Raw genomic sequence first — 25,315 nt, 5'->3', positions numbered from 1 at the left:
CTGTCCTTGTGGCGTCCGTGGGACAACGGGTGCGGGTGTTGTCGATCCGTCAGAGGGGCATCGCACGCAGGGCGGTTCCCACGCCCACGGCGAGAATGAGCAGCGCGGTGCCCAGAGGGGTGAGGCGACCGCTCCACGCGCCGACGGCGTGCCATCTCCCGCCGCTCAGTGCGGGGAAGCGGTCCCTGAGTGTCAGGAGGAGCAGGCCCGCGGCGGCGAGGGTGGCGGCCATGCCGAGGCCGTAGCAGACGACGAGCAGCACGCCGAACGCCGTACGGCCGAGGGCGATCGAGCCCAGCAGGACGACCAGCGCCGAGGGGCTGGGGACCAGGCCGCCCGCGATGCCGATGCCGATGAGACCGCCGCGCTTGCGGGTGCCGCCCGCGGAGTGGGAGTGGTGATGGTGGCCGTGGCCGAAGAGGCCGTGGCGGTGCGGGTGTTCGTGGGCGGTGTGATCGTCGGTGTGGTGCGAGTGGTGACCGTCGTGGCCGTGGTCGTGCTCAAGGCCGTGCTCAAGGCCGTGCTCGTGGTCGTGTTCGTGTTCGGGGGCCTCCCGCTCGTCCAGGACCGCGACCCGCGTGGTGGCGACGGTCGTGCCCGCGCTCTGCTGGGTGATGCCCTCGGCGCCCTCGGGGACCTCGACGAGCGGGCCGGACGACGGGTGCGGGTGCTGGTGCTCAGCCCCGTGTCCGTGGCCGTGTCCGTGCCCGTGCCCGTGTCCGTGCCCGTGTCCCGGTCCGTGCTCGTGTCCGTGCTCGTGTCCGTGGCCGTGCGAACCGTGAGCCGCGCCCCCCGCGTGCCCGTGCTCCGCCTGCCGCGCCCGGAAGACCCGGACGGCCGACGGCAGCAGCCACAGACCGGCCGCGGTGATGACGATGCCGCTGACCGTACCGAGCCAGGCCAGGACGTCCTCGCCGACGAGCGCGGAGGACACGCTGAGCGCGATGCCGAGGACGAGGACGGAGGCGGTGTGGGTCAGCGTCACCGTGCCCGCGACCGTGACGGCGTCGCGCGGACGCCCCTGACGGCCCGCCAGATACGCGGCCATGATGGTCTTGCCGTGACCGGGCAGCGCCGCGTGCCCCGCGCCCAGCACCATGGCCATCAGCACGGCGAGCAGCCCGACGGGAAGGGTGAGCCGGTCGTGGTCGGTGAGCGCGCCCAGCCGCCGGTCCAGGGCGGCGTACCAGGAGGAGGGCCAGCCGGTGCCGGGCGCGACGGCCGCGACGGCCCCGGGACCCGAGCCCAGGACGAGCCGCGTACGGCGCTGGTCCAGCGGGTCGGCGAGCAGGTCCGCCGGATACGCGCGCAGCTCGCGCGAGACCGAGACGGCAGGGACGTCCGAGGAGCCGATGCGTACGCCGTCCCCGTGCGCGGTGATCTCGTGCCAGCCGATCCGGCTGCTGTCCACGCCCGTGGCCAGCGCGATCGTGTCGCCGCGGCCGGGAGAGGCGGGCGCGGACAGCCGGCACTCCAGCCGTCCGGTGTCGAGCCCGGCCTGCCCGGGCACCAGCCGGAAGGACGCGTCCGTCAGCCCGAACCGCAGGGCCGCGGCCGGCCGCGCGCCCCCGGCGCCGCCCGCGGTCCCCGAACCGCCGGCCGCGCCCGTGTCGCCGCCGAGCGTCGCGTCGATACCGCGCGCCAGGTCGGTGCAGGCGGTGTGCGCGTGGGCCGCGGCCTCCGCCGGGCTCAGGGCCCCGTCGTGGTCGGTGTCCATGGCGGCCTTGGCCTGGAGCGTGGGGATCTCGGCGGTGTCCACGACGGCGAGGTCGTCGATCCGGTCGGGGCGTACGGTCAGACCGTCGTACCGGTTGACGGTGAAGTTGCCCAGCGGGTGGGCGGAGACGGCCGGGGCGGCCAGCCACAGCAGCGAGGGCACCGCCACCAGCAGCAGGGCCGCGCCGCGCCGGGCACGGATCGGGGTCGTCATCGCTGTCCTCGCCGTCCTTGCGGTGGTTGTGCCGCCGGTTCCTTCTGATCCTTCTGAAGGGCGGTCAGCCGGGCGCGCGCGTCCGGCGCGTACAGCGGCGAGAAGGCCGGATTCGCGGCCAGGGCCCCGGCCAGGTCCGTACGCGCCGCCTCGTCGTCGCCGAGCGACTGCTCGATCACGCCCCGGTGGTAGCGCAGCAGCGCGTCGCGCCAGCCGAGCCGGTTCGCCTGCTCGGCCAGCGGCAGCGCGTCGCCGTCCCGGCCCGCCCGGTGCAGCGCCCAGCTCAGCGCGTCCGCGACCAGCACACTGTGCCGCCGGTCCCACTCGGCGCTCAGCAGCTTCACCGCGAGGTCCGCGTCGCCGTGATCGGCCTGATATTGGCCGAGGTTGAGGTCGTCCACCACGCCGTTGGCCGCGAACAGCCTCTGCTCCGCCTCCAGCACCCCGTACTGCGCCCTGGCTTCCGGCGCCCGGCCCAGCGACTCCAGCAATTCGCCGAATTCCAGCACATATTGCGGCTGCGGTACCCGGTCGATCGCCGTCCGGTAGTCCGCGACCGCCTGGTCCGTCCGCCCGAGCGCCGCCTCCGCCCTGGCCGCGCCCGCCAGCGACGCGGTGTACGTCGGATCCAGCGCGAGCGCCGTCCGGTACTCCCGCAGCGCCTCGCGCGTCTTGCCGGTGTTGAAGGCCAGCTCGCCCAAGTAGTGGTGGCAGAACGCCTGGTCGGCCGCCGTCGTCGCGTCCTGGAGCGCCCGCCGCAGCGCCTGCTCCGCGTCCGCGGTGCGCCCGTGCAGCTCGAAGGTGTACGACGCCCGGGTGAACGACGCCGTCGACGGGTGCAGATCGAGCATCCGCTGCACGGCGTCCTGCGCGGCGCTGTCCTCACCCAACTGGGTGAGCGCGTCGTTGAGCGCGCCGTACGGCGCCCAGGCGTACGGGTCGTCGCTGATCGCCTTGTCCGCCCACGTCCTGGCCTGCGCGAACTGGTGCCGCGCGTTGGCCAGTCCGGCCATTCCGGTGAGCGCGGCGGTGTTGTGCCGCGGCTGGAGCGCGAGCGACTTGCGCAGCGCCGCCTCCGACTTCGGGTACAGCGTCGGATCGACGTCGAGCCGGGCCTGTTCGACGTATTCGGAGCCGAGCTGGGCCCAGGAGGAGGCGTCGTTCGGCTGTGCGCGCAGCGTGCTCTGGAGCTTGGCGACGATGGCGTCCACGCTCAACGGCGCCGCCTGCGTGCCGGAGACCGGGCCGGAGTCCGGGCCGGGACCCGTACCGGAACCTGTACCGGAACCCGTATCGGAACTCTGGCCAGGGACCGCGTCGGACGGCGGCGGGGACGAGGCGCCGCCCGAGCGCTCCAGCGCTGCGAAGCCGGTCAGGCCCGCACAGAGCACGGCGGTGGTGGCGATCAGGGCGAGGCGGCGCATGGGGGTCTGTTTTCTCCGCTCGGGGCGAACAGGGGCTCCGGCCGGTCGGACGGGTGGGGCGGTCGGACCGGAGGAGAGGGACCCGGCGTGGGCCTGTCAGGTGCCCACGCCGGGTGGCTTGCTCAGCCGGCCTGGTTGACCGAGCCGGTGTAGGGCAGCGCGACGTACGGGAAGGTGCCGGCGAAGGGGACGCCGGGTCCGTTCACGCCGTCACCCGCGGCGAGCGCCTGGATCAGGTGGCCGGGGGTCGCGCCCTCCAGCGCCTGGATCGCGATGTCCACGACGTCGTCACCGAGGCGGCGGCCGTTGGGGTAGCCCTGGAAGTCGCCGTTCAGCACGCCGAGACGGTCCGGCTTCGCGGTGACGGGGGTGGACATGTTCAGCCGCAGCTCCTCGGCGGGGACGAACCGCTTCTTGTCGGCGTCCTGGTTCATGAGCTGCGAGTTGAGGTCCACGGCCAGCGGGCCGTTCGCCGCCTTCGCGATACCGGTCAGGAAGATCTCCTGAAGGTCCTTGCGCGGTGTCGCGGGCGCCGGGATCCCGTAGATCGACTGGATCAGCATCGGCAGCTCGGGGTTGAGCACCTTCGCCACGACCTTGGGCTGGTTGTGGTCCTGCGACGGCGGCAGCGCGTTGAACGCGTTCTTCAGACCCGCGGGCACCACCGCCTCGTTCACCAGCGGGTTGCCCAGCCGCGAGACCTGCACGTACGGGCCGCTGGCCGTCTGCTTGCCCGGGGAGAGGTTCATGGTGCGGCGCGAGGTGGTGCTCCACACGCCGATCACCGGGTTGCGCTTGGGGTTGCAGTTGAGCGCCAGCGCCGACTTCGGGACCTGGATCGCCAGGGTGTTGACGTTGTAGCCCTTGAGCGTGTTGTGCCCGGTCTCCGACAGATTCCCGCCGTACAGCAGGTCGAAGACGCGCAGGTCGAGGAAGAACGGGTCGGCGGCCTGCGAGGCCACCGTCTGACCGCCGCCGGGCAGCTTCCGCGTCGCCTGGCCGCGCAGCCGCCCGTAGTTCGGCATCGACGCCTTGCCGACGTTCGACGGCGTCGCGATGCCGTCCTTCACCAGCGTGACCGGGCGCTTGCCCGCGCGCAGTTCCTGGAGCGTGTAGTGCTGGCGGAACAGCAGCGTCTTGTCGTTGAGGTTGTTCACCACGCCGTTGTTGTACAGGAATGTCTTGTCTCCGCGCCGGTCCTCGTTGCGGAAGGTCCAGCGGTACGTGAGGTCCGCCTTGCCGGTGCCCTGGCTGTCGATATTGATGTCGTACTGGGCGTCGGTGGCGAACGGGTAGAAGTTCGGCCCCCCGTTGGGCTCCTGGAACGGGTACCAGTTCGCGACCAGCGTCACCGTGTCCGACTTGTCAGGACTGGAGAACGCGTAGAGGTCGGTGTTGTCGACCTGTGGGTCCGCCGCGATCAGCGGCGCCTCGCGGTGGCTGGACGCCTGGCCGACGCCCGTACCGGGACCGGCGAGCGCCGCTCCCGCGATCGCCGTGCCGAGCGTCAGCAGCAGCGCTGCCGACTTCCACCGGCCGACGATGCCCGGTGTTCTGCGTGAACTCATGGGTGGTCTTTCTGTGGGGGTGAAGAGTCCGGCCTCGGGACCGGTCCCTGCACCCCGTTCGTCTCCAGGGGAGGTGCCGGATTGCCCGAAAGAGGTTTTTGTCCCCGATCGGGCGAATATGCGGATACGGATGCCAGGGATGCGCCGTCCGGCTTGGCGGTGGTGCCGATGTTGACGGCGCGTCATGTCGTGCGCGGCGCAAGGCGCTCCGGCTCTCCCCGGGCATACGGACATACGTATGCGATATGTCCGTATGCCCGGACGCGGAGGTACCGCCGTAAAGAGGTCATGGGCACACCCGTACCAATCCGCGCCCCCCACCGCTCCGAATGCCAGTGCGGAGGCACCCGCCTCCGGTCGCGGAGCCGACGCCATGCCGACTCCGCGAATCCGCGAGTGAAGGGCAGCACCCCCATGCGATCCACCAGCGCACGTGTCGTGACCGCGATAGCAGTCGCCGCGGTCCCGTTGGCCTTCCCGGCAGCGGCGTGGGCGGCACCGACGGACACCGACGTCCCCTGGACCACGTACCAGGCGTCGCTGGACCCGATCACCGCCAACCACGTCACGGGCAGCGGTACGGCGATGATCCAGCTCTCCGGCAACACCGCGAAGATCACCGTCACCGCGTCGGGCCTGGTCGGCGGCGGCTCCCCGCACGCCATGCACATCCACGTCGACGGCGCCGGTGTGTGTCCCAAGCCGTCCGAGGCCAAGGACCACAACGGCCACAGCTCGATCAACGTCGCCGACGCCATGAAGGACTACGGCATGATCGGCACCTCGCTCACCACCAGCGGCGACAGCACCCCCAAGAGCGCCCTGGCCGTCGACCGCTTCCCGGCCGGTTCGAGCGTCAAGTACAGCCGCACCCTCGAAGTCACCGACAACGTCGCCGCGAACCTCAAGTCCGGCAAGGCCGTCCTGGTCGTGCACGGCATCGACTACAACGGCAACGGCAAGTACGACAACGTGCTCGGCGCGAGCGAACTCGACAAGACCCTGCCCGCCGAGGCCACCGACCCCGCCCTCTGCGGCGCCTTCAACGTCTCCCAGATGACCTCGATGCCCGGCGGCGGCGCGGACACCGGTGACGGCGCCACGCAGACCGGAAGCGGCATCCACACCGGCATGGTCGCGGGCGGCAGCGCCGCCGCCATGGTCGGCCTCGGCATCGGCGGATTCGCCCTGCGCCGCAGGGGCGTCACGACCCGATGAGTGACGACGCCGCCGCCGCGCACGAGGACGGCCCGGACGACGAGACCGGCCGTACGGACGAGACCGGCCGTACAGACGACACCGTACGTACGACCGGCGACGGCCGCACCGGCCGTACCCTCCGCGCCAGCCGCACTGCCCGCGTGGGCCGCACGCGACGTACGGCGGTCATGCTCGTCGTCCTCGCGGTGGCCTGCGTCGCCGCGGGGGTCACCGCCGTACTCGCCGGGACCACCGGGGGCGGCGGCAACCCGCCGCCGCAGCCGGGCCCGGCCGTCGCGGGAAGCACACCGCGCGACGACATGTCGGGTCACGAGATGTCCGGCCACGACATGGCCGCGATGCCCGCCCCGCCGAGCGGCGCCGCCTCGGCCGAAGCGGCCGGTCCGACGCCCACCCGGCCCGGCACCCTGCCCGCGTCCAAGCCGGTCGCCCTCGACATCCCGGCCATCGGCGTCCACTCCGACCTGCTGGACCTGGGCCTCAACAAGGACGGCAGCCTGGAGGTCCCCTCCAAGCCGCTGCGCGCCGGCTGGTACCGCAACTCGCCCGCCCCCGGCCAGACCGGACCCTCCGTCATCCTCGGCCACGTCGACTCCAAGGAGACCGGCCCCGCCGTCTTCTACCGGCTCGGCGCGATGAAGCCCGAGCAGCAGATCCGCGTCACCCGCGCCGACCACAAAGTCGCCGTCTTCACCGTCGACGCCGTCCGCTCCTACGAGAAGGCCCGGTTCCCGACCCTCGACGTCTACGGCAACACCGCGGACGCCGAACTCCGGCTCATCACCTGCTCCGACTGGAACGCGCGCACTCACTCCTACGAGGGAAACACCGTGGTCTTCGCCCACCTCGCGACCTGAGAACGGCTCACGGAGACCGGGGTGTCCCCAACTTCACCCGCACGACGCCGTATTGACTTCCTCTGATCATCTGACCGCAGAGCACAACCAACCCGACGGGTCGGCTGTCGGACGGGGTGGGACACCAAGGGCGGTGTCCCACCCCGTTACGCACAGGAGGAACGTTCCTTGGTCTCCCTGCTCTCCCTCCGCACCGGGCGCCGCCGTCTCGTCGCCGCGACCGCCACCGTCCTGGCCGTCACCCTGGGCGCGGTTTCGCTGACCACCACGGCCACCGCCACCACCTCCGCCTTCGCGGGTGCGACGCGGGCGTCCGCCGCGACGTCCGGGGTGAGCGGCCTGCTCCCGATGACGCCCGGCGCCACGCTGGCGTCCGCGGGCACCCAGGGCTTCTGGACGTACGTCCCGCACGACGGCGACGACGGCAAGCTCCGCTGGACCCCGTACGGGCCCGGCCCGGTCCGCGACCTGCGCTTCGACACCGCCAACGGGATCGCCGAGATCTCGGGGGACACCGTCACCACCACGAGCGACACGTCCGGGAGCCGCGTGCTGGACATGCCCACCGGCACCTCCTTCGCGCTGCGGACGGTCGACGACGGGCTGGACAGCCTCTACGGGGGCGTCGCGGGCCGGGCGCTGTTCGTCCGGGGCGCCACGAAGCTGTGGGTCGAGACCGCGGACGGGGCGAACCGCGCCGTACAGGGCCTGCCCGAGGGGACCGACTACGGGCGGGTGCGGCCGGGCGACGCGACCCACGGCCTGGTCCCCACCGGGACCGGGGAGAGCGACCGGCGCATCGGCCTCATCGACCTGACCACCGCCACCCTCACCTTCCCCTACCCGCGGCAGGCGCGGAATCCGGTGATCTCCGGCAACCGCCTCGCCTGGATCGAGGACGACACCGCCGCGAACACGCTCCGGGTGGTCGTCCGCAACCGGACCACCGGCGCGGACACCGCGGTGCCCGTGCCGGGCGTGAAAGCCGGTACGGACCTGACCATCGGCCTGCTCGGCGACTGGGTGACGTACGGGACGACGGCCCTGCGTGTCGGGACCGGCGAGAAGGTCACCTTCCTCGACCGCGCCGACGCCTCGTACGCCGTCCCCGACGGCACCGCGCGGATCGTCCAGGGCAGCGACTCCGCCCAGGGCGCGGGCGTCTTCCGCGTCGCCCTCGACCCGAACGGCCGGCCGTTCGCGCGGCTCCTCGCGCACGCGGGCACCCCGACCTCCGCCCTGCACGACTTCGACAACGACGGCCTGCCCGACCTGCTGGGCCGCGACGCCTCGGGCGGGTTGTGGCGGGACAGCGCCGCCGACGGGCGCCAGCGGGCGCGGATCGGCGGCGGCTGGCAGATCTACGACAAGCTCGAGACCGTCGGCGACATCGCGGGGACGAACAGCCCCGACTACCTTCCCGAACTCGTCGCCCGCGACAAGGACGGGGTCCTGTGGCTCTACTCGGGCCGCGAGGACGGCGGTCTCACCCCGCGCGTCCGCGTCGGCGGCGGCTGGCAGACGTACACCCATCTCACCGGCGGCAGCGACCTCACCGGTGACGGCCGCCCGGATCTCGTCGCGGTCGACGCGTCCGGTGCCCTCTGGCTCTACCGCAGCACCGGCAGCGCGGCCCGACCCTTCGAGCCCCGTGTGCGCGTCGGCACCGGCTGGACCGGCTACGACCAGCTCACCGCCGTCGGCGACCTCGCGGGCGGACCCGCGGGCGACCTCGTCGCCCGCGACAAGGACGGCGTGCTGTGGCTCTACCTCGGCAAGTCCGACGGCACCTTCGAGCGCCGCACCCGGATCGGCTCCGGCTGGCAGACGTACTCCCAGCTCACCAGCGCCGGCGACGTCGACCACGACGGCAAGGCCGACCTCTTCGCCTACCGGGCCGCCACCAAGACCGTCTACCTCTACTCCGGCACCGGCGACCCCGCCCGCCCCTTCGCCCCCCGCGCGATCTCCGACGCCCACACGGGCAACGCGTATAACAACATGAGCTGACCGGCCGGGTCTCCTCGGGGGCGTGCGGTCTCCGAGCGGCCCCCGTGCGGTCTCCGAGCGGCCCCCGTGCCGACTTCCACGGCCAAAGAGGCCCTCCCGTTCGACAACGGGAGGGCCTCTCATGGCTGTGACCTGCTACTTCCGGTGTGCCCCAGGCAGGATTCGAACCTGCGACACCAGCTTTAGGAGAGCTGTGCTCTATCCCCTGAGCTACTGGGGCGGGGACAGGCGCCAGTGTAGCGGGTCGGCGGTGGCCGGTCGGGGGCCCGGGGGCGGGGCGGAAGGCCGGTTCGTCAGCCGAGGGTCTTGAGGATCTCGGCGGCCAGGGGACCGGCGGAGGCCGGGTTCTGACCGGTGTGCAGATTGCGGTCGGTGACGGTGTGCGGCGCCCAGGGCGCGCCTTCCTGGAAGTCGGCGCCGAGCTGCACGAGCCGGTCCTGGAGGAGCCAGCGGGCCTTGTCGGCGAAGCCCGCCTGGGTCTCCTCGACGTTGGTGAAGCCGGTCAGCCGGTAACCGGCGAAGGGGGAGGCGCCGCCGGGTCCCGTGGCGGTGGCGAGCAGCGCGGCGGGCGCGTGGCACACGATGCCGAGCGGCTTGCCCGAGGCGAGGGCCGCGTTGAGCAGGGCGCCGGACACGGCGTCGGCCGACAGGTCCTCCATCGGGCCGTGGCCGCCGGGGTAGAAGACCGCGTCGTAGTCGTCGAGCGAGACGTCGGACAGCTTCACGGGGTGCTGGAAGGCGGCGATCCCGGCCAGCTCGGCCGCCATCGCCGCCGCGCCCTCCTCGCCGCCGTTGAACTCGGGCGCGAGGCTTCCCCGGTCCACCGTCGGTACGACCCCGCCCGGCGTCGCGGCGACGACCTCGTGGCCCGCCTCGGTGAAGACCCGGTACGGGACCACGGCCTCCTCGGCCCAGAAGCCGGTCGGGTGCGCGCTGCCGTCGGCGAGCGTCCAGTGGGTGGCTCCGGTCAGGACGAACAGGATCCTTGCCATGGAGGTGGCTCTCTCTTCCGTGTCGCTGGGGGCGGGTGGGGCGGGCGTTTCCAACGTACGCCGAGGCGGGGGCTCGCGCCGGGTGCGGCGGGGGGCCGGGTGAGGCGGGGGGCCGGGTGCGGCGGGGGCCGGGTGCGGCGGGGTCAGGGGAATAGGTAAGGTGGCCGGAATGTTCGGGATGTTGAATGCTCAACCAAACAGGGTGAGTGCGACAGGACGGTGGGTGTGATGCAGTTCGGGATCTTCACGGTCGGCGACGTCACGACGGACCCGACCAACGGACGGACGCCGAGCGAGCACGAGCGGATCAAGGCGATGGTCACCATCGCGCGGAAGGCCGAGGAAGTCGGCCTGGACGTCTTCGCGACCGGCGAGCACCACAATCCGCCCTTCGTGCCGTCCTCGCCCACCACCATGCTCGGCTACATCGCGGCCCGCACCGAGCGCATCGTGCTGTCCACCTCCACCACGCTGATCACCACGAACGACCCGGTGAAGATCGCCGAGGACTACGCGATGCTCCAGCACCTGGCGGACGGCCGCGTCGATCTGATGATGGGCCGCGGCAACACCGGGCCGGTCTACCCGTGGTTCGGCAAGGACATCCGGCAGGGCATCCCGCTCGCCGTCGAGAACTACGCGCTTCTGCACAAGCTGTGGCGCGAGGACGTCGTCGACTGGGCGGGCAAGTTCCGTACGCCGCTCCAGTCGTTCACCTCGACGCCCCGCCCGCTGGACGGCGTGCCCCCGTTCGTCTGGCACGGCTCCATCCGCAGCCCGGAGATCGCCGAGCAGGCCGCGTACTACGGTGACGGCTTCTTCCACAACAACATCTTCTGGCCCATGGAACACACCAAGAAGATGGTCGACCTCTACCGTCACCGCTTCGCGCACTACGGCCACGGCACCGAGCAGCAGGCCATCGTCGGCCTCGGCGGCCAGGTGTTCATGCGCCGCGACTCGCAGGCCGCGGTACGGGAATTCCGGCCGTACTTCGACAACGCCCCGGTCTACGGGCACGGGCCGTCGCTGGAGGACTTCGCCGAGCAGACGCCGCTGACCGTCGGCTCCCCGCAGCAGGTCATCGAACGCACCCTGACCTTCCGCGACGCCGTCGGCGACTACCAGCGCCAGCTCTTCCTCATGGACCACGCCGGTCTGCCCCTCAAGACCGTCCTCGAACAGCTCGACCTGCTCGGCGAGGAGGTCGTCCCCGTCCTGCGCGCCGAATTCGCCAAGGGCCGCCCGGCCGAGGTGCCCGACGCCCCCACCCACGCCTCGCTGCTCGCCCGCCGCGACGCCGACACCGCCGACGAAGTCCTGGAGGCCCGGGCATGACGCACCACCCGATCGAGCGACGCCGGCTCGCCGTCGTCACCGCCGGTCTCAGCCAGCCGTCGTCCACCCGGCTGCTGGCCGACCGGCTGACGGAGGCGGTACGCCGCCATGTCGACGGTGACGTGGACGTGGACGTACGGGTCATCGAGCTGCGGGGCCTGGCCAACGACATCGCGCACAACATGCTCACTGGCTTCCCGGCGCATCATCTGCGCGACGCAATCGATTCGGTGACCGGCGCCGACGGCCTGATCGCCGTGACCCCGGTGTTCACCGGCTCGTACAGCGGCCTGTTCAAGTCGTTCTTCGACATTGTCGACAAAGGCGCACTGGCGGGCACCCCGGTACTGGCCGCCGCCACCGGCGGCACCGCCCGCCACTCCCTGGTCCTCGAACACGCCATGCGCCCGCTGTTCGCCTACCTGCGCGCGATCGTCGTACCGACCGCCGTATACGCGGCCTCCGAGGACTGGGGCACGGCAGGCAGCGGCAGTGGCGACGGCAACGGCAACGGGAGCAGCGCTGTCGACGGCACCCTCGCCGCCCGCATCGACCGCGCGGGAGCCGAACTCGCCGCCCTGATGACCTCCCGACCGTCCCGCCCGGCGCCGGGCGGGGGCGCGACGACGGATGCCGGTATGGGCGCCGGTACCGACGACGAGGTCGTGCCGTTCGCCGAGCAGTTGGCGGCACTCGGCGAGCAAGGGTGACGGCGCCACAAGAGTGACCGTGCGACGGAGCCGGGGCGAGGGACACGACGACGGCGTCAACTACGACGTCAACGCCCCGGATCCGCGCTCACCCCCGCCGGTCGTATCAACGGCCGGACGCTCGTCCAGGAACTCGATGACCGCGAGCCCCGCCACCGTCACCAACGCGATCCAGAAGATCACCATGCCGGTCGGATACGGCCACAGCGCCAGGACCACCGACGCGACCGCGACGACGACCCACCGCAGCCAGACGCGGAAACGGTCCACCCACGGCCCCACCGGCCCGGTCGACCGCACCCCTGCCGCCTCCCGCACCGCCGCGATCCCCGACTCCCACATCGTCCGCACCCGTACCGCCCACTGCCCCGAACCGCTCAGCCACGCCCCCAGCGCCACCACGACCCCCAGGGTGATCACCATCCGAACGCTCGCCCGCAGAAACCGCACCACCTGGTCGTAGATCGCCGCGGCGGCCGCATGGTGCACATCGGGGGACAAGTGGTCGAGGTAGAAGGTGCGGAAGAGAGCGAGCGCGACGCCGAGTACGGCCACCCCCGCCGCGACACCCAGCGCGGCGGCGACCAGCGCGCGGCGACGCCGTACGGCCAGCAGCACCCCGGCGCCCGCGACGACGACGGTGACCACCGGCAGCCAGTCCCCGGCCAGTTGCAGCGCCCGGAAACCGGTCTTCACCCGCCCGATCTCGTCCGACTTCAGCAACGTGAAGTCGGTGTGCACGTCGGGTAGCCGCCCGGCGACCTTCAGCCCGCGGTCCACCAACTGCTGCTTCACCCCGGCCACCACGGGCGCGAGATCGAGCGTCACCGTGTTGTGCTCGACCTGCACCGCCGAATCGTTACTGCCGGTCAGCGCGTCGACGACCGTCGCGTGCGCCCTCCGGTTCAGCTCCTCCCAGATCGTCGAGAAGGCACTGCTCGATACGAACGTCGCCACCGTGCCGTGCACGAAATCCGTCACCCCCGACGTGATCGGGCCGCTGATCCCGCCCAGCGCCGCCTTCACCCCCGGCAGATCCGAGGGCGCCACGCTCGACAGCAGCGAGTCGAGGTCGATCCGGTCCATGACGGCCGACGTCACCTGATCGGTGACGGCCCTCCGCACCTGCGGGTTGTCGGCGAGCGGCGCCATCGTCGCCACATAGCGGTCGGTGTCGCCGACGATGTCGGCGGCCCACACCGCCACGGCGCCGAGCGGAGCCAACACCGCGGCCAGTGTGATGAGCAGCGCGGAGAAGAACGACCGCACACGGTGCCGCGACCGCGTCCCCGCCAACCGCGCCCGCAGCGCCGTCAACTCCGCGCGCTCGTCGTCACCCAACGGTCCCGACCCTGACGCGCCGTCCCCGGCGGCGGGTCCGTCGGCGGTCGCCGCCATCCACGTACCCCCTGCCTGTGCGAGTGCCGCCCGACCGGGCCCGTTCCTCTCAGGGAACGTGCTGCCGGGCGGGTGCGCGCGCGGAGTTGGTACGTCAGGGTTGTCGCTAAATCGCCTTTCGCGCGGTGTGTGACGGTGTGCGGCGCTACCTCAGCGCACGCGGTCGCGCTCATTGGGTCGCGCCATTCGGGTGACGACGCGTTAGTCCTATGGGATGGGCGGTTACTGATCGTTGTGTCGGTGCCGCAGACCCGGTGAAGCGCGGGTCGCGCGGCGGTCAGGTTCGTGAAGGGCGCACCGCGTGATCACCACCCGTCTGCTGCTGGACAGGACAGGCACGGCCACCGCCGTGCGGTTCCCGGCCGCGCGGACGACGCCCGCCCACGCCGCCACCGCGGACCGCGGAGCGGCCGACCACTCCGTGACCGTCATCGCCACCCGGGACGGTCGTCCGATGGCGGTCGCGGTGGACTCCAGGGCCTTGCGGGCGACCACCGCCGCGGACGCGACGACCGACACCGAAGACGGAGGAGCCGCCGCGGTTCCGGTACGGGGACCGGACCGCGGCGGCTCCTCGGCACTGTCCAGGGCCCTTGCGCCGTCCGGGCGACGGCTTCCCGCGTGGCGAGGCCGCTGAGCTGCGCCTAGCGTGGAATCCCCGGGGGGTGGTCGCGCCAAGGGAGAACTCCGTCATGGCCCGTAGCAGCCCGGACACCTCCGCTTCCGCCGCCGGCCTCGGCGGCGGCCCACAGCCCGACGGGAAGCCGGGCCGCAGCAGTGTCGTCGGCACCCCCTCCCACCGCTGGTGGGTACTCGGCGTGATCGGCCTGGCGCAGCTCATGGTGGTCCTCGACGCCACCATCGTGAACATCGCGCTGCCCTCCGCCCAGACGGCCCTCGGCTTCACCGACGGCAACCGTCAGTGGATCGTGACGGCGTACGCCCTCGCCTTCGGCTCGCTGCTGCTGCTCGGCGGCCGTCTCGCCGACCTGGTCGGCCGCAAGAGGGTCTTCCTGATCGGCCTGACCGGCTTCGCGCTCGCCTCCGCGATCGGCGGCGCCGCCCCCAACTTCGGCGTACTGGTCACCGCCCGCGCCCTCCAGGGCATGTTCGGCGCCCTGCTCGCCCCCGCCGCCCTCTCCTTGCTCACCACGACCTTCACCATCCCCAAGGAGCGCGCCAAGGCGTTCGGCATCTACGGCGCCATCGCGGGCGCGGGCGGCGCCGTCGGTCTGCTGCTCGGCGGTGTGCTGACCGAATACCTCGACTGGCGCTGGTGCCTGTACGTCAATCTGATCTTCGCCACGATCGCGTTCATCGGCGGCGTACGACTGCTGCAAGGCGGCACCCTGCCCGACCGTCCCAAGCTGGACATCCCCGGCACCGCCCTGGTGTCGGCCGGCCTGTTCTGCATCGTCTACGGCTTCTCCAACGCCGAGAAGCACCCTTGGAGCTCGCCGCAGACCTGGGGCTTCCTGGTGGCGAGCGTCGTCCTGCTGCTCGCCTTCGTCACCTGGCAGCGCCGCGCGGCGCACCCCTTGCTGCCGCTTCGGGTGGTGACCGACCGGGACCGGGGCGCGTCGTTCCTGGCGATGTTCATCTCCGGCGGCGGGATGTTCGGCGTCTTCCTGTTCCTGACGTACTACCTCCAGCAGAGCCTGCACTACTCGCCGGTCTCCACTGGACTCGCCTTTCTTCCGATGATCGCCGTGATGGTGGTGACGTCGGTGACCACCACCAATGTGCTGGTGCCGCGCTTCGGCGCCAAGCCGATCGTGCCGACCGGCATGGCCCTGGCCGGCGTCGCCATGGCGTGGCTGACCGCGCTCGACCTGCACAGCACCTATCCCGCGCACGTACTGCCGCCGCTGCTGATCCTCGGCCTCGGCCTCGGCTCGATCTTCGCCACGGCGATGAACCTCGCCACCGCGGGCGTACAAGCGCGGGACGCGGGTGTCGCGTCCGCCATGGTGAACACCTCGCAGCAGGTCGGCGGCTCCGTCGGCACCTCGCTGCTGAACACCCTCGCCACCAGCGCCGCCGCCAGCTACGTGGTCGGCAGGCAGAACACTCCCGCCGTCGCCGCGCAGGCCCAGTTGCACAGCTATTCGACCGCCTATTGGTGGGCGGCGGGCTTCTTCGCCGTCGGCACCGTGGTGACGGCCTTCCTCTACCGGCGCGGCAAGCCGCGTGCCCTGGCGCAGCCCAGCACGCTGCCCGACGATTCGCCCGCATCAGGTGACGCCGAACCCGACGCCCCGCCCGCCGCACATATGTGACGCCTCCCTCCCGCGCACGGCCGCTCACATCGTGGAATCCCGGGGCGTGAAGGTGGCGGATACAGCTACCGTGCCGTCATGACAGCCAACACCGTCGTGGCCGCTCTCGACGCCGTCAGCGTCCGCCGCTTCACCACCGGCCAGATCATCCTCGACGACGTCAACTGGACCGTACGGTCCGGCGAGCACTGGGCGCTGCTCGGCGCCAACGGCGCGGGCAAGACGACGATGCTGCGCCTCATCGGCGCCCTCATGCATCCCACCTCCGGCACGGTCGACGTGCTCGGCCACCGTCTCGGCCGTGTCGACATGCGCGAATTGCGCGCGCACATCGGCCTGGTGTCGTCCTCACAGAAGGTGCCGCTCGACGCCACCGCCCACACCGTCGTCCTGACCGGCCACACGGGCACGGTGCAGCCGCTGTGGCGCAAGTACGACGACGAGGTCCGCGAGCGCGCGCACGAGCTGCTGGCGGAGCTGGAGATCAAGGATCTGGCGGACCGGGCGTACGGGGTCTGCTCCGGCGGTCAGCGGGCCCGCGTTCTCGTGGCGCGGGCATTGATGGCCGACCCGGCACTGATGCTCCTCGACGAGCCCTTCAACGCGCTCGACCTGCCCTCCCGCGAGGACCTGATCGACGCCATGCACCGCCTCGCGCTCACCCGTACGGGTCTGGCGACCATCACCGTCACCCACCACCTGGAGGAGCTGTCGCCCGCGATCGGGCACGTACTGCTGCTCAAGGAGGGACGGGTGCTGACCTCGGGGACCGCGCGGCAGGTGCTCACGGCCGAGTCGATGACCCATTGCTTCGGGCGGCCGATCGAGGTCAGCAGGCACGAGGGACGGTGGCTCGCCCGCTCCGGGCGGCGCTGACCGTATGGGGTGACTTCACGGGCGCGAGGTTGACGCTCCCGCGGTCGGTGACCGACCGTTTCAGCGCAGCCAGGGCAGGTCCGCGCGGTCCGGCTGGTGCAGGCCCTCGGCGATGACGCGGGAGATCTCCCCGAGCTGCGCCGTCTGCTCGGGAGTGAGCCGGTCGAAGATCGCGGAGCGGACGGCGGCGACGTGACCGGGCGCCGTACGCACCACCTCGTCGTAACCGGCGTCGGTGAGGACCGCGATCTGCCCGCGCCGGTCGGAGGGGCAGTTCTCGCGGCGCAGCCAGCCGTTCCCCTCCAGGCGGGCGACGGCGTGCGACAGCCGGGAACGGGTGATCTTGGCGCGCTCGGCGAGCTCCGTCATGCGCATACTGCGGCCGGGCGTCTCGGAGAGCGTGCTGAGCAACGCGTAGTACATGTGCGGCATGCCCGCGTCGCGCTGGAGCTGACGGTCGAGGTGGTCTTCCAGCAACGTCGTGGCGTGCAGGAACGCCCGCCAGGTCGCCTGCTCGTCTTCGGTCAGCCATGTCATGGCGTTCATGGTACGTGCACTTCTTGAAGCTTCAATAAAATGGCGTGTCCCGCCGTCGGTCCGCGACCGGGCGCGTCCGGCCGTACGACCGGACGCCTCTTTGGTGAAGCCTCCCGCCAACCCCGCCAATCGCGTGACGCAGGTCACAAGCGTGACGGGAAATATCCGGGGACGCGGTCCCCGTTTAGACCAGGTGACCGCGAAACGGGGAGTGCCTGTCCGTTTCAACGGCGGGGCCCGTACCCCCGTGAACGACCGCTGGATCGATCGGAAGGAGCCGCCCGCCGTGAGCCTCGACACTGTTGGTACGACCAGCGCCACCGCAACCACCAGCAGCACCAGGCCGCGCGCCGTGCGGCTGCGCGCGGACGCCACACGCAACCGCGAGCGCATCGTCGCCGCCGCCCGCGAGGCCATCGTGGAGTTCGGCCCGGACGTGCCGCTCGACGACGTGGCGCGCCGCGCGGGAGTGGGCAACGCCACGCTCTACCGGCACTTCACCGACCGCGCCGAACTGATCCGCCAGGTCACGCTCACCGTCATGGCCACGACCGCCGAGCGGGCCGAAGACGCCCTCGCTCAGGAGCCCGACGCCTTCGCCGCGCTGCGCCGCTTCGTCTTCGAGGCGGCCGAAGAGCGGATCGGGGCGCTGTGCCCGATGCTGTCGGACGCCTTCGACCGCCAGGACCCCGCCGTCACCCAGCAGATGGAACGGCTGGAGCGGTCGGTCAACGCCATCATGGAACGCGCGCAGAGCGCGGGCCTGCTCCGTACCGACATCGCCGTCGGTGACCTGATGGTCGCCCTGACGCAGCTCACCCGGCCGCTGCCGGGCACCGGCTGCATGGGCTTCGACCGCTTCGTCCACCGCCACCTGCAGCTCTTCCTCGACGGGCTGCGCGCCCCCGCCGGATCCGTACTCGTCGGGACGGCGGCCACCCTGGAGGACCTCAAAGCCGGAAACAAATAGTTCGCAACGCCCATGAACCGGGCGATAACGTAGGGAAGTTCGCCGACTTACCGAAGCGCAGTTCTCGGCCGCTCGACCGATGAACACCGCGACCGGATCCCGGACCACGATCCGCATCGTCCGGCGCCAGCTCGATGACACACGTCCCCACGTCCTGTCACTCCGCATCCATTAGTGAGATCAGTTATGCCTGAAACACGCTTGCCCGATCCGAAGCGCTGGACAGCGCTGATATTCATCGCCATCGCTCAGCTCATGGTCGTGCTCGACGCGACCGTGGTGAACATCGCACTTCCCTCCGCCCAGGCCGACCTCGGCATCTCGGACGGCAACCGCCAGTGGGTCGTCACGGCCTACACCCTCGCCTTCGGTGGCCTGCTGCTCTTCGGCGGCCGGATCGCGGACCTGTGGGGACGCAGGAACACCTTCATCGTCGGTCTGCTCGGCTTCGCCGCGGCCTCCGCGCTCGGCGGCGCCGCCGTCAACACGGCGATGCTGCTCGGCGCCCGCGCCCTCCAGGGTGTCTTCGGCGCCCTGCTCGCGCCCGCCGCGCTGTCCCTGATCTCGGTGATGTTCACCGACGCCAAGGAGCGCGCCAAGGCGTTCGGCATCTACGGTGCCATCGCCGGCGCCGGCGCCGCGGTCGGCCTCATTCTCGGCGGTGTCCTCACCGAGTACCTGAACTGGCGCTGGGCGCTGTTCGTCAACATCTTCTTCGCCGTCGCCGCCGTCCTCGGCGCCATCGCCTTCATCCGCGAACCCGCCGAAGGCCGCAACCGCAACCGCCTGGACATCCCCGGCGTGGTCCTCGCCAGCACCGGTCTGGTCGCGCTCGTCTACGGCTTCAGCCGCGCCGAGTCCGACGGCTGGTCGTCCGGTGTGACCATCAGCCTGTTCGTCGCCTCCGTGGTGCTGCTCGCCTCGTTCGTGGCCGTGGAAGGCCGCGTCAAGGCCCCGCTGCTGCCGCTGCGCGTCATCACCGAGCGGAACCGGGGCGGCGTCTACCTGTCGCTGGGCCTCGCCATCATCGGCATGTTCGGCCTGTTCCTGTTCCTGACCTACTACCTCCAGCAGGTCATGGGCTACTCGGCGCTCAAGTCGGGCTTCGCGTTCCTGCCCATGGTCGGCGGTATGGTCATCGGCTCCACGCAGATCGGCACCCGGCTGATGCTGCGGGTCCGGCCACGCTTCCTGATGGCGCCCGGCTTCCTGGTCGCCGCCGTCGGCATGGGCATCCTCGCCCAGATCAAGGTCGACTCCAACTACGCCGAAATCCTGCTGCCCGGCCTGGTCCTGATGGGCCTCGGCATGGGTACGGCGTTCATGCCCGCCATGAGCCTGTCCGCGCACGGTGTGCGCCCCGAGGACGCGGGCGTCGCGTCCGCCATGGTCAACACCTCGCAGCAGGTCGGCGGCTCCATCGGCACCGCCCTGCTGAACACCCTCGCGGCCAGCGCCACCACCACGTGGATCGGCTCGCACGCCAAGAGCCCGGCCGACCTGAAGAACCAGTTGTTCGTCAACCAAGCCGCCGTCCACGGCTACTCGGTCGCCATCTACTGGGCCACCGCCATCCTGGTGCTCTCCGCCGTCCTGGCCTTCGTCCTGGTCGACGCGGGTGTCCAGAACACCGGAGAGAGGGTCGCCGAAGGCGACTTCGAGGACATCCCGATCCCCGTCATCGCACACTGACCCGGCACGGCACTCACCCGATGGGGTGAGCGCGTGAAAACGGCAGGGCCCCGCCTCGTGAAGCACGAGGCGGGGCCCTGCCGTTGGTCATTCGTCATTCCATACGCAGCCCCGCGCGGCGACCGTCAGAGCCCCTCGGGCCACTTGTACGAGCTGGGCACCGTCACCTTGTCCGAAGGCGCGCCGTACACGAGCGCGATCTCCTCGTGCGCGCCCAGCTTGATCGCCGCCGGGTCACCGGTCTGCTCCTTGCCGTTCACATACACGTGCAGCTCCTTGCCGCCGCCGGTCTTGAGCGAACCGAGCGTGTCCTTCGTGAGCGGCACGTTCCACTCGGTCATGAACTCGCCGAGCGTGAAGTCGGCCTGCACCGGCGACTCGATGTGCACGACGCCACTGGTGTCGTGCGTGTGCAGCGGGCTGATCGACTGCTTGGCCTCGTCGATGCCGATCAGGGCGGGCACGACGACGGCCTTGCCGTCCACGAACACATCCAGGTGACTGTGGATGTGCAGCACCTGCCCCTCCTGCCCGAGCATCGGCAGTCCCGCCGCCTTGACCTGCGCGGAGGCGTCGGCGGGCGCGGGCCACGAGACGGAACTGGCCGCGGGCTTGCTGTCACCGCCGCCCGCGGTAGTCGTCGCCGTGTCGCTTGCTCCCTTGCCGCTGGCGGAGCTGGAGCCGGAGCCGCAGGCGGCCAGCGTCACCGCGCTGACCACTACGGCCACGCCGATCCCGATGCGTCGTTTCTGCATGAGCGTGGGGTCTCCCTGTTCAGCCGAACTGGACGGAACGCTTGGCGAGCCCCATCCAGAAACCGTCGATGATGCTGCGCTGGCTGCCGAGCTCGGACTCGGCGGCGCCGAGCGTAACGAACAGCGGGGCGAAGTGCTCGGTCCGCGGGTGCGCCAACCGCCCGGCGGGCGAGGTGTGTTCAAAGTCCAGCAGCGCGTCCACGTCCTGGGCGTCCAACGCCCGGTGACCCCAGTCGTCGAACTCCGCCGACCAGCTCGGCGGCCGCGGACCCGCGTTGCGCAGCGCCGCCAGATTGTGCGTGAAGAATCCGCTGCCCACGATCAGCACGCCCTCGTCGCGCAACGGTGCCAACTTGCGGCCGATGTCCAGCAGCTTCTCCGGGTCGAGCGTCGGCATCGACACCTGGAGCACCGGAATGTCGGCGGCGGGGAACATCTCCACCAGCGGTACGTACGCGCCGTGGTCGAGACCGCGGTCGGGCACGTCCTGTACGGGATTACCTGCGCCGCGCAGCAGTTTCCGTACGGAGTCGGCGAGCGCGGGCGCGCCGGGCGCCGTGTACCGCACCTGGTAGTAGTGCTCGGGGAAGCCCCAGAAGTCGTACACCAGGGGGACGGTGGTGGTCGCGCCGATCGCCAGCGGGGCCTCCTCCCAGTGCGCCGAGACCATCAGGATCGCCTTGGGGCGCGGCAGGTCGGCCGACCAGGCCGCCAGTTCGCCGGGCCACACCGGGTCGTCGGCGAGCGGCGGGGCGCCGTGCGAGAGGTAGAGCGCGGGCATGCGCTCCGGGGTTGCCGTGGTCATCGCGCACCCTCCTTGAAGTTTCAAGCGTACGGGAGCACTACCGTAACCCCATATGCTTGAACCTTCAAATAAGCCGCACGTGTCCGCACGTGTCGCGCTGTCCGCGCTGTCCGCGCTGTCCGCGCGTATCAGCGTGCGAGAACGGCGTCAGCCCAGGCGCTTCTCGAACCACGCCACATCGTGGTACTCGCCGAATTTGTGGCCGACCTCCTCGTACACCCCGACCGGCCGGAAGCCGAAACGCTCATGCAGCCGCAGCGACGCCGCGTTCGGCAGCGTGACGCCCGCGTACGCGCGATGCAGGTTCTCCTCCGCCAGGGCCTCGAAGAGCGCCGTGTAGAGCAGCGTGCCGATGCCGCGCCCGCCCGCGTCGTGCGCGAGATAGATCGTCGTCTCCACCGACGTCGCGTACGCGGCCTTCGGCCGGAAGGGGCTGCTGGTCGCATAACCCAGGATTCGTCCCGACGGGCCGGGAAAGTGAGCAACCAAGAGTCGGTGCGGGCCGTCTTTCGGGTGGGAGAGCAACCACGGACGACGTTGTTCGACGGTGAAGGGAACTACGTCGAACGTGATCGACGTTTCACGGATGTAGTGGTTGTAGATGTCGGTAAGAGCGGCCAGATCGCCCTCGCTACCTGGTCTGACCTCGACTTCTGGACGTTCCGGCACCCTTTGGCCTCCCTGTGTGGCGAGACAGGGTACTGCATGATCACAAAATTCAGGTCACGAGATGGGAATTGTGTCCGGATTCCAATCGTTATCCCGATCAGGACGGGGCAACCGCAAGGCAAGAGCCGCACCTGACGGAACCATCCGGCAAGCGGCCCGACCGCCCGGTCCGACCGAGACCCGACCGCACCTTCGTAAGGGAGCACGCATGGCAACCCGTGCCGTCGCCCGTCGTCACGCTGGCGGGACCAGTAGCGTTCGCGCCGCAGGCGGGGAAGTCGCCGACCGCGACCTCGTCGGCATGTACCTGGACGAGATCGCGCGCACCCCGCTGCTCGACGCCGCCAGGGAAGTGGAACTGTCCCGCGACATCGAAGCGGGCGTCTACGCAGAACGCATACTCGCAGCCGATCCCGGACTGCCCGCAAAGGCCGGCGGTGACGCCCGCCGCGAGGAGCTCGAGGCCATCGTCGCCGCGGGCGAGCAGGCCAAGGACGTCTTCATCCGTTCCAACCTCCGGCTCGTCGTGGCCGTGGCCCGCCGCTACCCGCGCAGCGGACTGCCGCTCCTCGACCTGATCCAGGAGGGGAACGCCGGCCTGGTACGCGCCGTCGAGAAGTTCGACTACGCCAAGGGCTTCAAGTTCTCCACCTACGCGACCTGGTGGATCCGCCAGGCCATCACCCGCTCCATCGCCGACCAGTCCCGCACGATCCGGCTGCCCGTCCACCTCGTCGAGGAACTGGGCCGCATCCGCCGCGTGCAGCGCGAGTTCAACCGCGAGCACGGCCGCGACGCGGAGCCCGCCGAGATCGCCACCGAACTGGCCTCGACCCCCGAGCGCGTCACCGACGTCCTCGACTGGGCCCGCGACCCGGTGTCGCTCAACATGTCCGTCGACGCCGAGGGCGAGACCGAATTCGGTGACCTGGTGGAAGACGGCGCCGCGCCGTCACCCGAGGACTCCGTGCTCGTGATGCTCCGCCGCGAGGAACTGGACGGGCTGATCGACCGCCTCGACGACCGCACCGCCTCCATCATCCGCGCCCGCTACGGCATCGTCGACGGCCGCGAGCGCACCCTCACCGAGGTCGGCAAGCAGCACGGACTGACGCGCGAGCGCATCCGGCAGATCGAGAAGCACGCACTGGCCGACCTCAAGCGGATGGCCCGCGCGACCGGCCTCGACCAATACGAAGCCGCCTGACCGGCGCGCTTCCCCACAGACCCGAACCCCGGTGCATTCCCCCCCGCACCGGGGTTCGGCCTGTCCGCGACACCCACAACCACCTGATCGGGCACGACCGCCGCAGGTGAGACGCTTCCGCCTATGGACGACCAGACCGACGCCCAAGCCGGGCCCCACAAGAACGAGCCCCACCACGACGGACTCGGCACCCGGCTCAACTGGCTGCGCGCCGCCGTACTCGGCGCCAACGACGGCATCGTGTCCACCGCGGGCCTGGTCGTCGGCGTCGCGGGAGCCACCGACTCCCGCTCCACACTCCTGACCGCGGGCATGGCCGGACTCCTCGCGGGCTCCCTGTCGATGGCGGCGGGCGAATACGTCTCCGTCAGCACACAACGCGACTCCGAACAGGCCGCCCTCGCCCTGGAACGCGAAGAACTCGCCACCACCCCCCAAGCCGAACTCGACGAACTCACCGGCCTCCTCGAAGACCGCGGCATCAGCCAGGAACTCGCCCGCGAAGTCGCCGAGCAACTCACCGAACGCGACGCCCTCGGCGCCCACGCCCGCGTCGAACTCGGCATCAACCCCGACGAACTCGCCAACCCCTGGCACGCGGCCGGCGCCAGCTTCGTCTCCTTCACCATCGGCGCCCTGCTCCCGCTCCTGGCCATCGTCCTGCCGCCCACCTCATGGCGCCTGGCCGTCACCGTCGTCTCCGTCCTGCTGGCCCTCGTCGGCTGCGGCTGGGCGAGCGCCCGCCTCGGCAGCGCACCGACCGGCCCCGCCATCCTCCGCAACGCCGCGGGCGGCGCCATCGCGATGGCCATCACCTACGCCGTCGGCGAGCTCCTCGGCGCGACCGGCGCCGTCTGACCACCACCCCGCGCCTGCAACGTCACCCCCACCCCCACCGCGACCGCACACACCAACCCGGCCCACAACACGGCATGCGAACCCGTGAAGGTGCACGCCAACACCACCACCCCCGAGACCGGCAGCGTGAGCTGCTGCGCGAGACCCCGCTTGTAGTGCCGTGAGTGCAACAGCCAGACAGTGATGAGAAACACCGCGGCGGGAACCGTGACCCAGGCCGCCGCCACCCGCGTCGAGATCTCCGCCTTCCCGGCCGCCTGCTCGACTGCGATCTCCATCCCCGCCCCGATCGCCGCCGCCGAACCGAACACCGCGAAGTGGCCGTAACCCCAAAGGAACGCCTGCCTGTTCGACACCAGGTGGTCATGGATCGGCACCGCGAAGTAGATCCACCACGCGGCGAAGACAATCAGCAACCCGCCGATGGCGATCGGCAACAACTCACCGAGCGCGTCGTGCTCGTCGGCCGCCGACTGTACGGCGATGGTCGCCGAGGACACCGACTCCCCGAGCACGATGATCGTGAACAACCCGTACCGCTCCGCGATGTGACGCGGATGCCACGTCGTCGGTGCCGCCCGCTCCGCCAGCACAGGCACCGACATCTCCGCCACCGCCAACAACACGAACGCCCACACCGGCGGCGCACCGTGCGGCAACAGCAACGCCATCCAGCCCACTTGGCACAACGTCACCCCGAACGCGTACCGCAGAGCCGTCCCCCGAGCCGCGCCCGTCTCCGCCCCGGCCGCCCGCAGCCACTGCGTCACCAACGCCAGCCGCATCACCGCGTATCCGCACACCGCCAACCGGAAGTCGCCGCTGTCGAAGGCGCGCGGCACACCCGCCGCCAGCATCAGCACACCGACGATCTGCACCAGCGTGGTGATCCGGTACGGCACATCATCCGTGTCGTATGCGGAGGCGAACCATGAAAAGTTGACCCACGCCCACCAGATGGCGAAGAAGACCAACAGGTAACCGGTCACGCCGTGTCCCGGATGCCCCTCCACGGCGGCATGCACCAGCCGGACGCCCGCCTGCGCGACCGCGACCACGAAACACAGGTCGAAGAACAGCTCAAGTGGCGTGGACGCGCGGTCTTTCTCGTCGCGGCTGCGTGCCGTCATCCGGCGCAACGCGCCGCTGGTCCTGGCCACCGGACCTGCCGGAGTCGTCGGTTCAGTCATGGAGGACACCATGGAGTACGACAGGCACT

Annotated in this window: 22 protein-coding genes and 1 tRNA gene; 12 read left to right on the top strand and 11 right to left on the bottom strand. The window is 71.0% G+C overall.

Going from position 1 to position 25,315, the window contains the following annotated elements; translation table 11 throughout:
* Nucleotides 1-49: 49 nt before the first annotated feature.
* From ACIOC1_RS31605 to ACIOC1_RS31595, 3 genes are all read right to left on the bottom strand, one after another.
* Nucleotides 50-1,930 (bottom strand): hypothetical protein, encoded by a 1,881-nt coding sequence (locus ACIOC1_RS31605; RefSeq protein WP_401857449.1) that lies wholly within the window; start codon nucleotides 1,928-1,930, stop codon nucleotides 50-52.
* The gene (locus ACIOC1_RS31600) at nucleotides 1,927-3,354 is read right to left on the bottom strand and encodes a tetratricopeptide repeat protein (RefSeq protein WP_355337778.1); all 1,428 of its coding nucleotides are present in this window, start codon (nucleotides 3,352-3,354) and stop codon (nucleotides 1,927-1,929) included. Before ACIOC1_RS31600 ends, ACIOC1_RS31605 begins: the two co-directional genes overlap by 4 nt.
* A gap of 122 nt (nucleotides 3,355-3,476) precedes the next feature.
* On the bottom strand, nucleotides 3,477-4,922 hold the full coding sequence (locus ACIOC1_RS31595; protein WP_355337781.1) for a DUF4331 domain-containing protein: 1,446 nt from the start codon (nucleotides 4,920-4,922) through the stop codon (nucleotides 3,477-3,479).
* Between the two features lie 438 nt (nucleotides 4,923-5,360).
* Between ACIOC1_RS31595 and ACIOC1_RS31590 the strand changes: the two genes are divergently transcribed.
* From ACIOC1_RS31590 to ACIOC1_RS31580, 3 genes are all read left to right on the top strand, one after another.
* A complete protein-coding gene (locus ACIOC1_RS31590; protein WP_401857445.1) occupies nucleotides 5,361-6,140 on the top strand; it encodes a hypothetical protein in 780 nt (259 codons plus the stop codon).
* Nucleotides 6,137-7,000 carry a class F sortase gene (locus ACIOC1_RS31585; protein WP_355337787.1) on the top strand — a complete coding sequence of 288 codons (864 nt, stop codon included), beginning with the start codon at nucleotides 6,137-6,139 and terminating at the stop codon, nucleotides 6,998-7,000. Before ACIOC1_RS31590 ends, ACIOC1_RS31585 begins: the two co-directional genes overlap by 4 nt.
* A 168-nt stretch (nucleotides 7,001-7,168) precedes the next feature.
* Nucleotides 7,169-9,010, top strand: a complete 1,842-nt coding sequence (locus tag ACIOC1_RS31580; RefSeq protein WP_401857442.1) for an FG-GAP repeat domain-containing protein — start codon at nucleotides 7,169-7,171, stop codon at nucleotides 9,008-9,010.
* A 147-nt stretch (nucleotides 9,011-9,157) separates the two neighbouring features.
* Here the strand turns inward: ACIOC1_RS31580 and ACIOC1_RS31575 are convergent.
* Together ACIOC1_RS31575 and ACIOC1_RS31570 are read right to left on the bottom strand one after the other, a co-directional pair.
* Nucleotides 9,158-9,230: transfer RNA gene (locus ACIOC1_RS31575), tRNA-Arg, on the bottom strand.
* 73 nt (nucleotides 9,231-9,303) lie between these two features.
* Nucleotides 9,304-10,002 carry a type 1 glutamine amidotransferase domain-containing protein gene (locus tag ACIOC1_RS31570; RefSeq protein ID WP_355337793.1) on the bottom strand — a complete coding sequence of 233 codons (699 nt, stop codon included), beginning with the start codon at nucleotides 10,000-10,002 and terminating at the stop codon, nucleotides 9,304-9,306.
* A gap of 228 nt (nucleotides 10,003-10,230) precedes the next feature.
* Between ACIOC1_RS31570 and ACIOC1_RS31565 the strand changes: the two genes are divergently transcribed.
* Together ACIOC1_RS31565 and ACIOC1_RS31560 are read left to right on the top strand one after the other, a co-directional pair.
* Nucleotides 10,231-11,340 (top strand): LLM class flavin-dependent oxidoreductase, encoded by a 1,110-nt coding sequence (locus ACIOC1_RS31565; protein WP_401857439.1) that lies wholly within the window; start codon nucleotides 10,231-10,233, stop codon nucleotides 11,338-11,340.
* The gene (locus tag ACIOC1_RS31560; RefSeq protein ID WP_401857436.1) at nucleotides 11,337-12,050 is read left to right on the top strand and encodes an FMN reductase; all 714 of its coding nucleotides are present in this window, start codon (nucleotides 11,337-11,339) and stop codon (nucleotides 12,048-12,050) included. The genes ACIOC1_RS31565 and ACIOC1_RS31560 overlap by 4 nt, the downstream gene beginning before the upstream one ends.
* A 60-nt stretch (nucleotides 12,051-12,110) precedes the next feature.
* Here the strand turns inward: ACIOC1_RS31560 and ACIOC1_RS31555 are convergent, their stop codons facing one another.
* A complete protein-coding gene (locus ACIOC1_RS31555; RefSeq protein WP_401857433.1) occupies nucleotides 12,111-13,448 on the bottom strand; it encodes a hypothetical protein in 1,338 nt (445 codons plus the stop codon).
* Between the two features lie 301 nt (nucleotides 13,449-13,749).
* On the opposite strand from ACIOC1_RS31555, the gene ACIOC1_RS31550 reads away from it, so the two are divergent.
* The 3 genes from ACIOC1_RS31550 (at nucleotide 13,750) to ACIOC1_RS31540 (ending at nucleotide 16,603) form a co-directional block, all read left to right on the top strand.
* On the top strand, nucleotides 13,750-14,085 hold the full coding sequence (locus ACIOC1_RS31550; protein WP_355337805.1) for a hypothetical protein: 336 nt from the start codon (nucleotides 13,750-13,752) through the stop codon (nucleotides 14,083-14,085).
* Nucleotides 14,086-14,140: 55 nt separating this feature from the next.
* Nucleotides 14,141-15,727: a DHA2 family efflux MFS transporter permease subunit gene (locus ACIOC1_RS31545; protein ID WP_401857430.1), complete on the top strand. Its 1,587-nt coding sequence runs from the start codon at nucleotides 14,141-14,143 to the stop codon at nucleotides 15,725-15,727.
* 78 nt (nucleotides 15,728-15,805) lie between these two features.
* Nucleotides 15,806-16,603: an ABC transporter ATP-binding protein gene (locus ACIOC1_RS31540; protein WP_401857427.1), complete on the top strand. Its 798-nt coding sequence runs from the start codon at nucleotides 15,806-15,808 to the stop codon at nucleotides 16,601-16,603.
* 60 nt (nucleotides 16,604-16,663) lie between these two features.
* On the opposite strand, the gene ACIOC1_RS31535 is transcribed toward ACIOC1_RS31540, so the two are convergent.
* On the bottom strand, nucleotides 16,664-17,149 hold the full coding sequence (locus ACIOC1_RS31535; RefSeq protein ID WP_391043331.1) for a MarR family transcriptional regulator: 486 nt from the start codon (nucleotides 17,147-17,149) through the stop codon (nucleotides 16,664-16,666).
* A 277-nt stretch (nucleotides 17,150-17,426) separates the two neighbouring features.
* Between ACIOC1_RS31535 and ACIOC1_RS31530 the strand changes: the two genes are divergently transcribed.
* Nucleotides 17,427-18,110, top strand: coding sequence for a TetR family transcriptional regulator (locus tag ACIOC1_RS31530; protein WP_391043333.1), 684 nt, complete (start codon nucleotides 17,427-17,429; stop codon nucleotides 18,108-18,110).
* A 186-nt stretch (nucleotides 18,111-18,296) separates the two neighbouring features.
* A complete protein-coding gene (locus ACIOC1_RS31525; protein ID WP_391162381.1) occupies nucleotides 18,297-19,802 on the top strand; it encodes a DHA2 family efflux MFS transporter permease subunit in 1,506 nt (501 codons plus the stop codon).
* A 125-nt stretch (nucleotides 19,803-19,927) separates the two neighbouring features.
* Here ACIOC1_RS31525 and ACIOC1_RS31520 read toward each other — a convergent pair whose 3' ends face one another.
* The 3 genes from ACIOC1_RS31520 to ACIOC1_RS31510 form a co-directional block, all read right to left on the bottom strand.
* Nucleotides 19,928-20,557: a hypothetical protein gene (locus ACIOC1_RS31520; protein ID WP_355337816.1), complete on the bottom strand. Its 630-nt coding sequence runs from the start codon at nucleotides 20,555-20,557 to the stop codon at nucleotides 19,928-19,930.
* A gap of 19 nt (nucleotides 20,558-20,576) precedes the next feature.
* Nucleotides 20,577-21,362: a dioxygenase gene (locus ACIOC1_RS31515; RefSeq protein WP_401857422.1), complete on the bottom strand. Its 786-nt coding sequence runs from the start codon at nucleotides 21,360-21,362 to the stop codon at nucleotides 20,577-20,579.
* A 147-nt stretch (nucleotides 21,363-21,509) separates the two neighbouring features.
* The gene (locus ACIOC1_RS31510) at nucleotides 21,510-22,031 is read right to left on the bottom strand and encodes a GNAT family N-acetyltransferase (protein ID WP_401857419.1); all 522 of its coding nucleotides are present in this window, start codon (nucleotides 22,029-22,031) and stop codon (nucleotides 21,510-21,512) included.
* Between the two features lie 208 nt (nucleotides 22,032-22,239).
* Here ACIOC1_RS31510 and ACIOC1_RS31505 point away from each other — a divergent pair, with 208 nt between their 5' ends.
* Nucleotides 22,240-23,238 carry a sigma-70 family RNA polymerase sigma factor gene (locus ACIOC1_RS31505; protein ID WP_355337827.1) on the top strand — a complete coding sequence of 333 codons (999 nt, stop codon included), beginning with the start codon at nucleotides 22,240-22,242 and terminating at the stop codon, nucleotides 23,236-23,238.
* Nucleotides 23,239-23,361: 123 nt separating this feature from the next.
* Nucleotides 23,362-24,096, top strand: coding sequence for a VIT family protein (locus tag ACIOC1_RS31500; RefSeq protein WP_355337831.1), 735 nt, complete (start codon nucleotides 23,362-23,364; stop codon nucleotides 24,094-24,096).
* Here ACIOC1_RS31500 and ACIOC1_RS31495 read toward each other — a convergent pair.
* Nucleotides 24,054-25,286, bottom strand: coding sequence for a low temperature requirement protein A (locus ACIOC1_RS31495; RefSeq protein ID WP_401857416.1), 1,233 nt, complete (start codon nucleotides 25,284-25,286; stop codon nucleotides 24,054-24,056). The genes ACIOC1_RS31500 and ACIOC1_RS31495 overlap by 43 nt on opposite strands.
* Between the last annotated feature and the right edge of the window lie 29 nt (nucleotides 25,287-25,315).

The organism is Streptomyces sp. NPDC088197, assembly GCF_044741185.1.
Taxonomy (GTDB): Bacteria; Actinomycetota; Actinomycetes; order Streptomycetales; family Streptomycetaceae; genus Actinacidiphila.
The sequence above is the reverse complement of the archived record's forward strand: the minus strand, read 5'-3'. Positions and strand labels throughout refer to the sequence as shown.

Bases quoted from the DNA above. Each gene is read 5' to 3' on its own strand.
- ACIOC1_RS31605 (WP_401857449.1), bottom strand. From the start codon at position 1,930: ATGACGACCCCGATCCGTGCCCGGCGCGGCGCGGCCCTGCTGCTGGTG.
- ACIOC1_RS31600 (WP_355337778.1), bottom strand. From the start codon at position 3,354: ATGCGCCGCCTCGCCCTGATCGCCACCACCGCCGTGCTCTGTGCGGGC.
- ACIOC1_RS31595 (WP_355337781.1), bottom strand. From the start codon at position 4,922: ATGAGTTCACGCAGAACACCGGGCATCGTCGGCCGGTGGAAGTCGGCA.
- ACIOC1_RS31585 (WP_355337787.1), top strand. From the start codon at position 6,137: ATGAGTGACGACGCCGCCGCCGCGCACGAGGACGGCCCGGACGACGAG.
- ACIOC1_RS31570 (WP_355337793.1), bottom strand. From the start codon at position 10,002: ATGGCAAGGATCCTGTTCGTCCTGACCGGAGCCACCCACTGGACGCTC.
- ACIOC1_RS31565 (WP_401857439.1), top strand. From the start codon at position 10,231: ATGCAGTTCGGGATCTTCACGGTCGGCGACGTCACGACGGACCCGACC.
- ACIOC1_RS31560 (WP_401857436.1), top strand. From the start codon at position 11,337: ATGACGCACCACCCGATCGAGCGACGCCGGCTCGCCGTCGTCACCGCC.
- ACIOC1_RS31555 (WP_401857433.1), bottom strand. From the start codon at position 13,448: ATGGCGGCGACCGCCGACGGACCCGCCGCCGGGGACGGCGCGTCAGGG.
- ACIOC1_RS31545 (WP_401857430.1), top strand. From the start codon at position 14,141: ATGGCCCGTAGCAGCCCGGACACCTCCGCTTCCGCCGCCGGCCTCGGC.
- ACIOC1_RS31540 (WP_401857427.1), top strand. From the start codon at position 15,806: ATGACAGCCAACACCGTCGTGGCCGCTCTCGACGCCGTCAGCGTCCGC.
- ACIOC1_RS31535 (WP_391043331.1), bottom strand. From the start codon at position 17,149: ATGAACGCCATGACATGGCTGACCGAAGACGAGCAGGCGACCTGGCGG.
- ACIOC1_RS31525 (WP_391162381.1), top strand. From the start codon at position 18,297: ATGCCTGAAACACGCTTGCCCGATCCGAAGCGCTGGACAGCGCTGATA.
- ACIOC1_RS31520 (WP_355337816.1), bottom strand. From the start codon at position 20,557: ATGCAGAAACGACGCATCGGGATCGGCGTGGCCGTAGTGGTCAGCGCG.
- ACIOC1_RS31515 (WP_401857422.1), bottom strand. From the start codon at position 21,362: ATGACCACGGCAACCCCGGAGCGCATGCCCGCGCTCTACCTCTCGCAC.
- ACIOC1_RS31505 (WP_355337827.1), top strand. From the start codon at position 22,240: ATGGCAACCCGTGCCGTCGCCCGTCGTCACGCTGGCGGGACCAGTAGC.
- ACIOC1_RS31500 (WP_355337831.1), top strand. From the start codon at position 23,362: ATGGACGACCAGACCGACGCCCAAGCCGGGCCCCACAAGAACGAGCCC.
- ACIOC1_RS31495 (WP_401857416.1), bottom strand. From the start codon at position 25,286: ATGACTGAACCGACGACTCCGGCAGGTCCGGTGGCCAGGACCAGCGGC.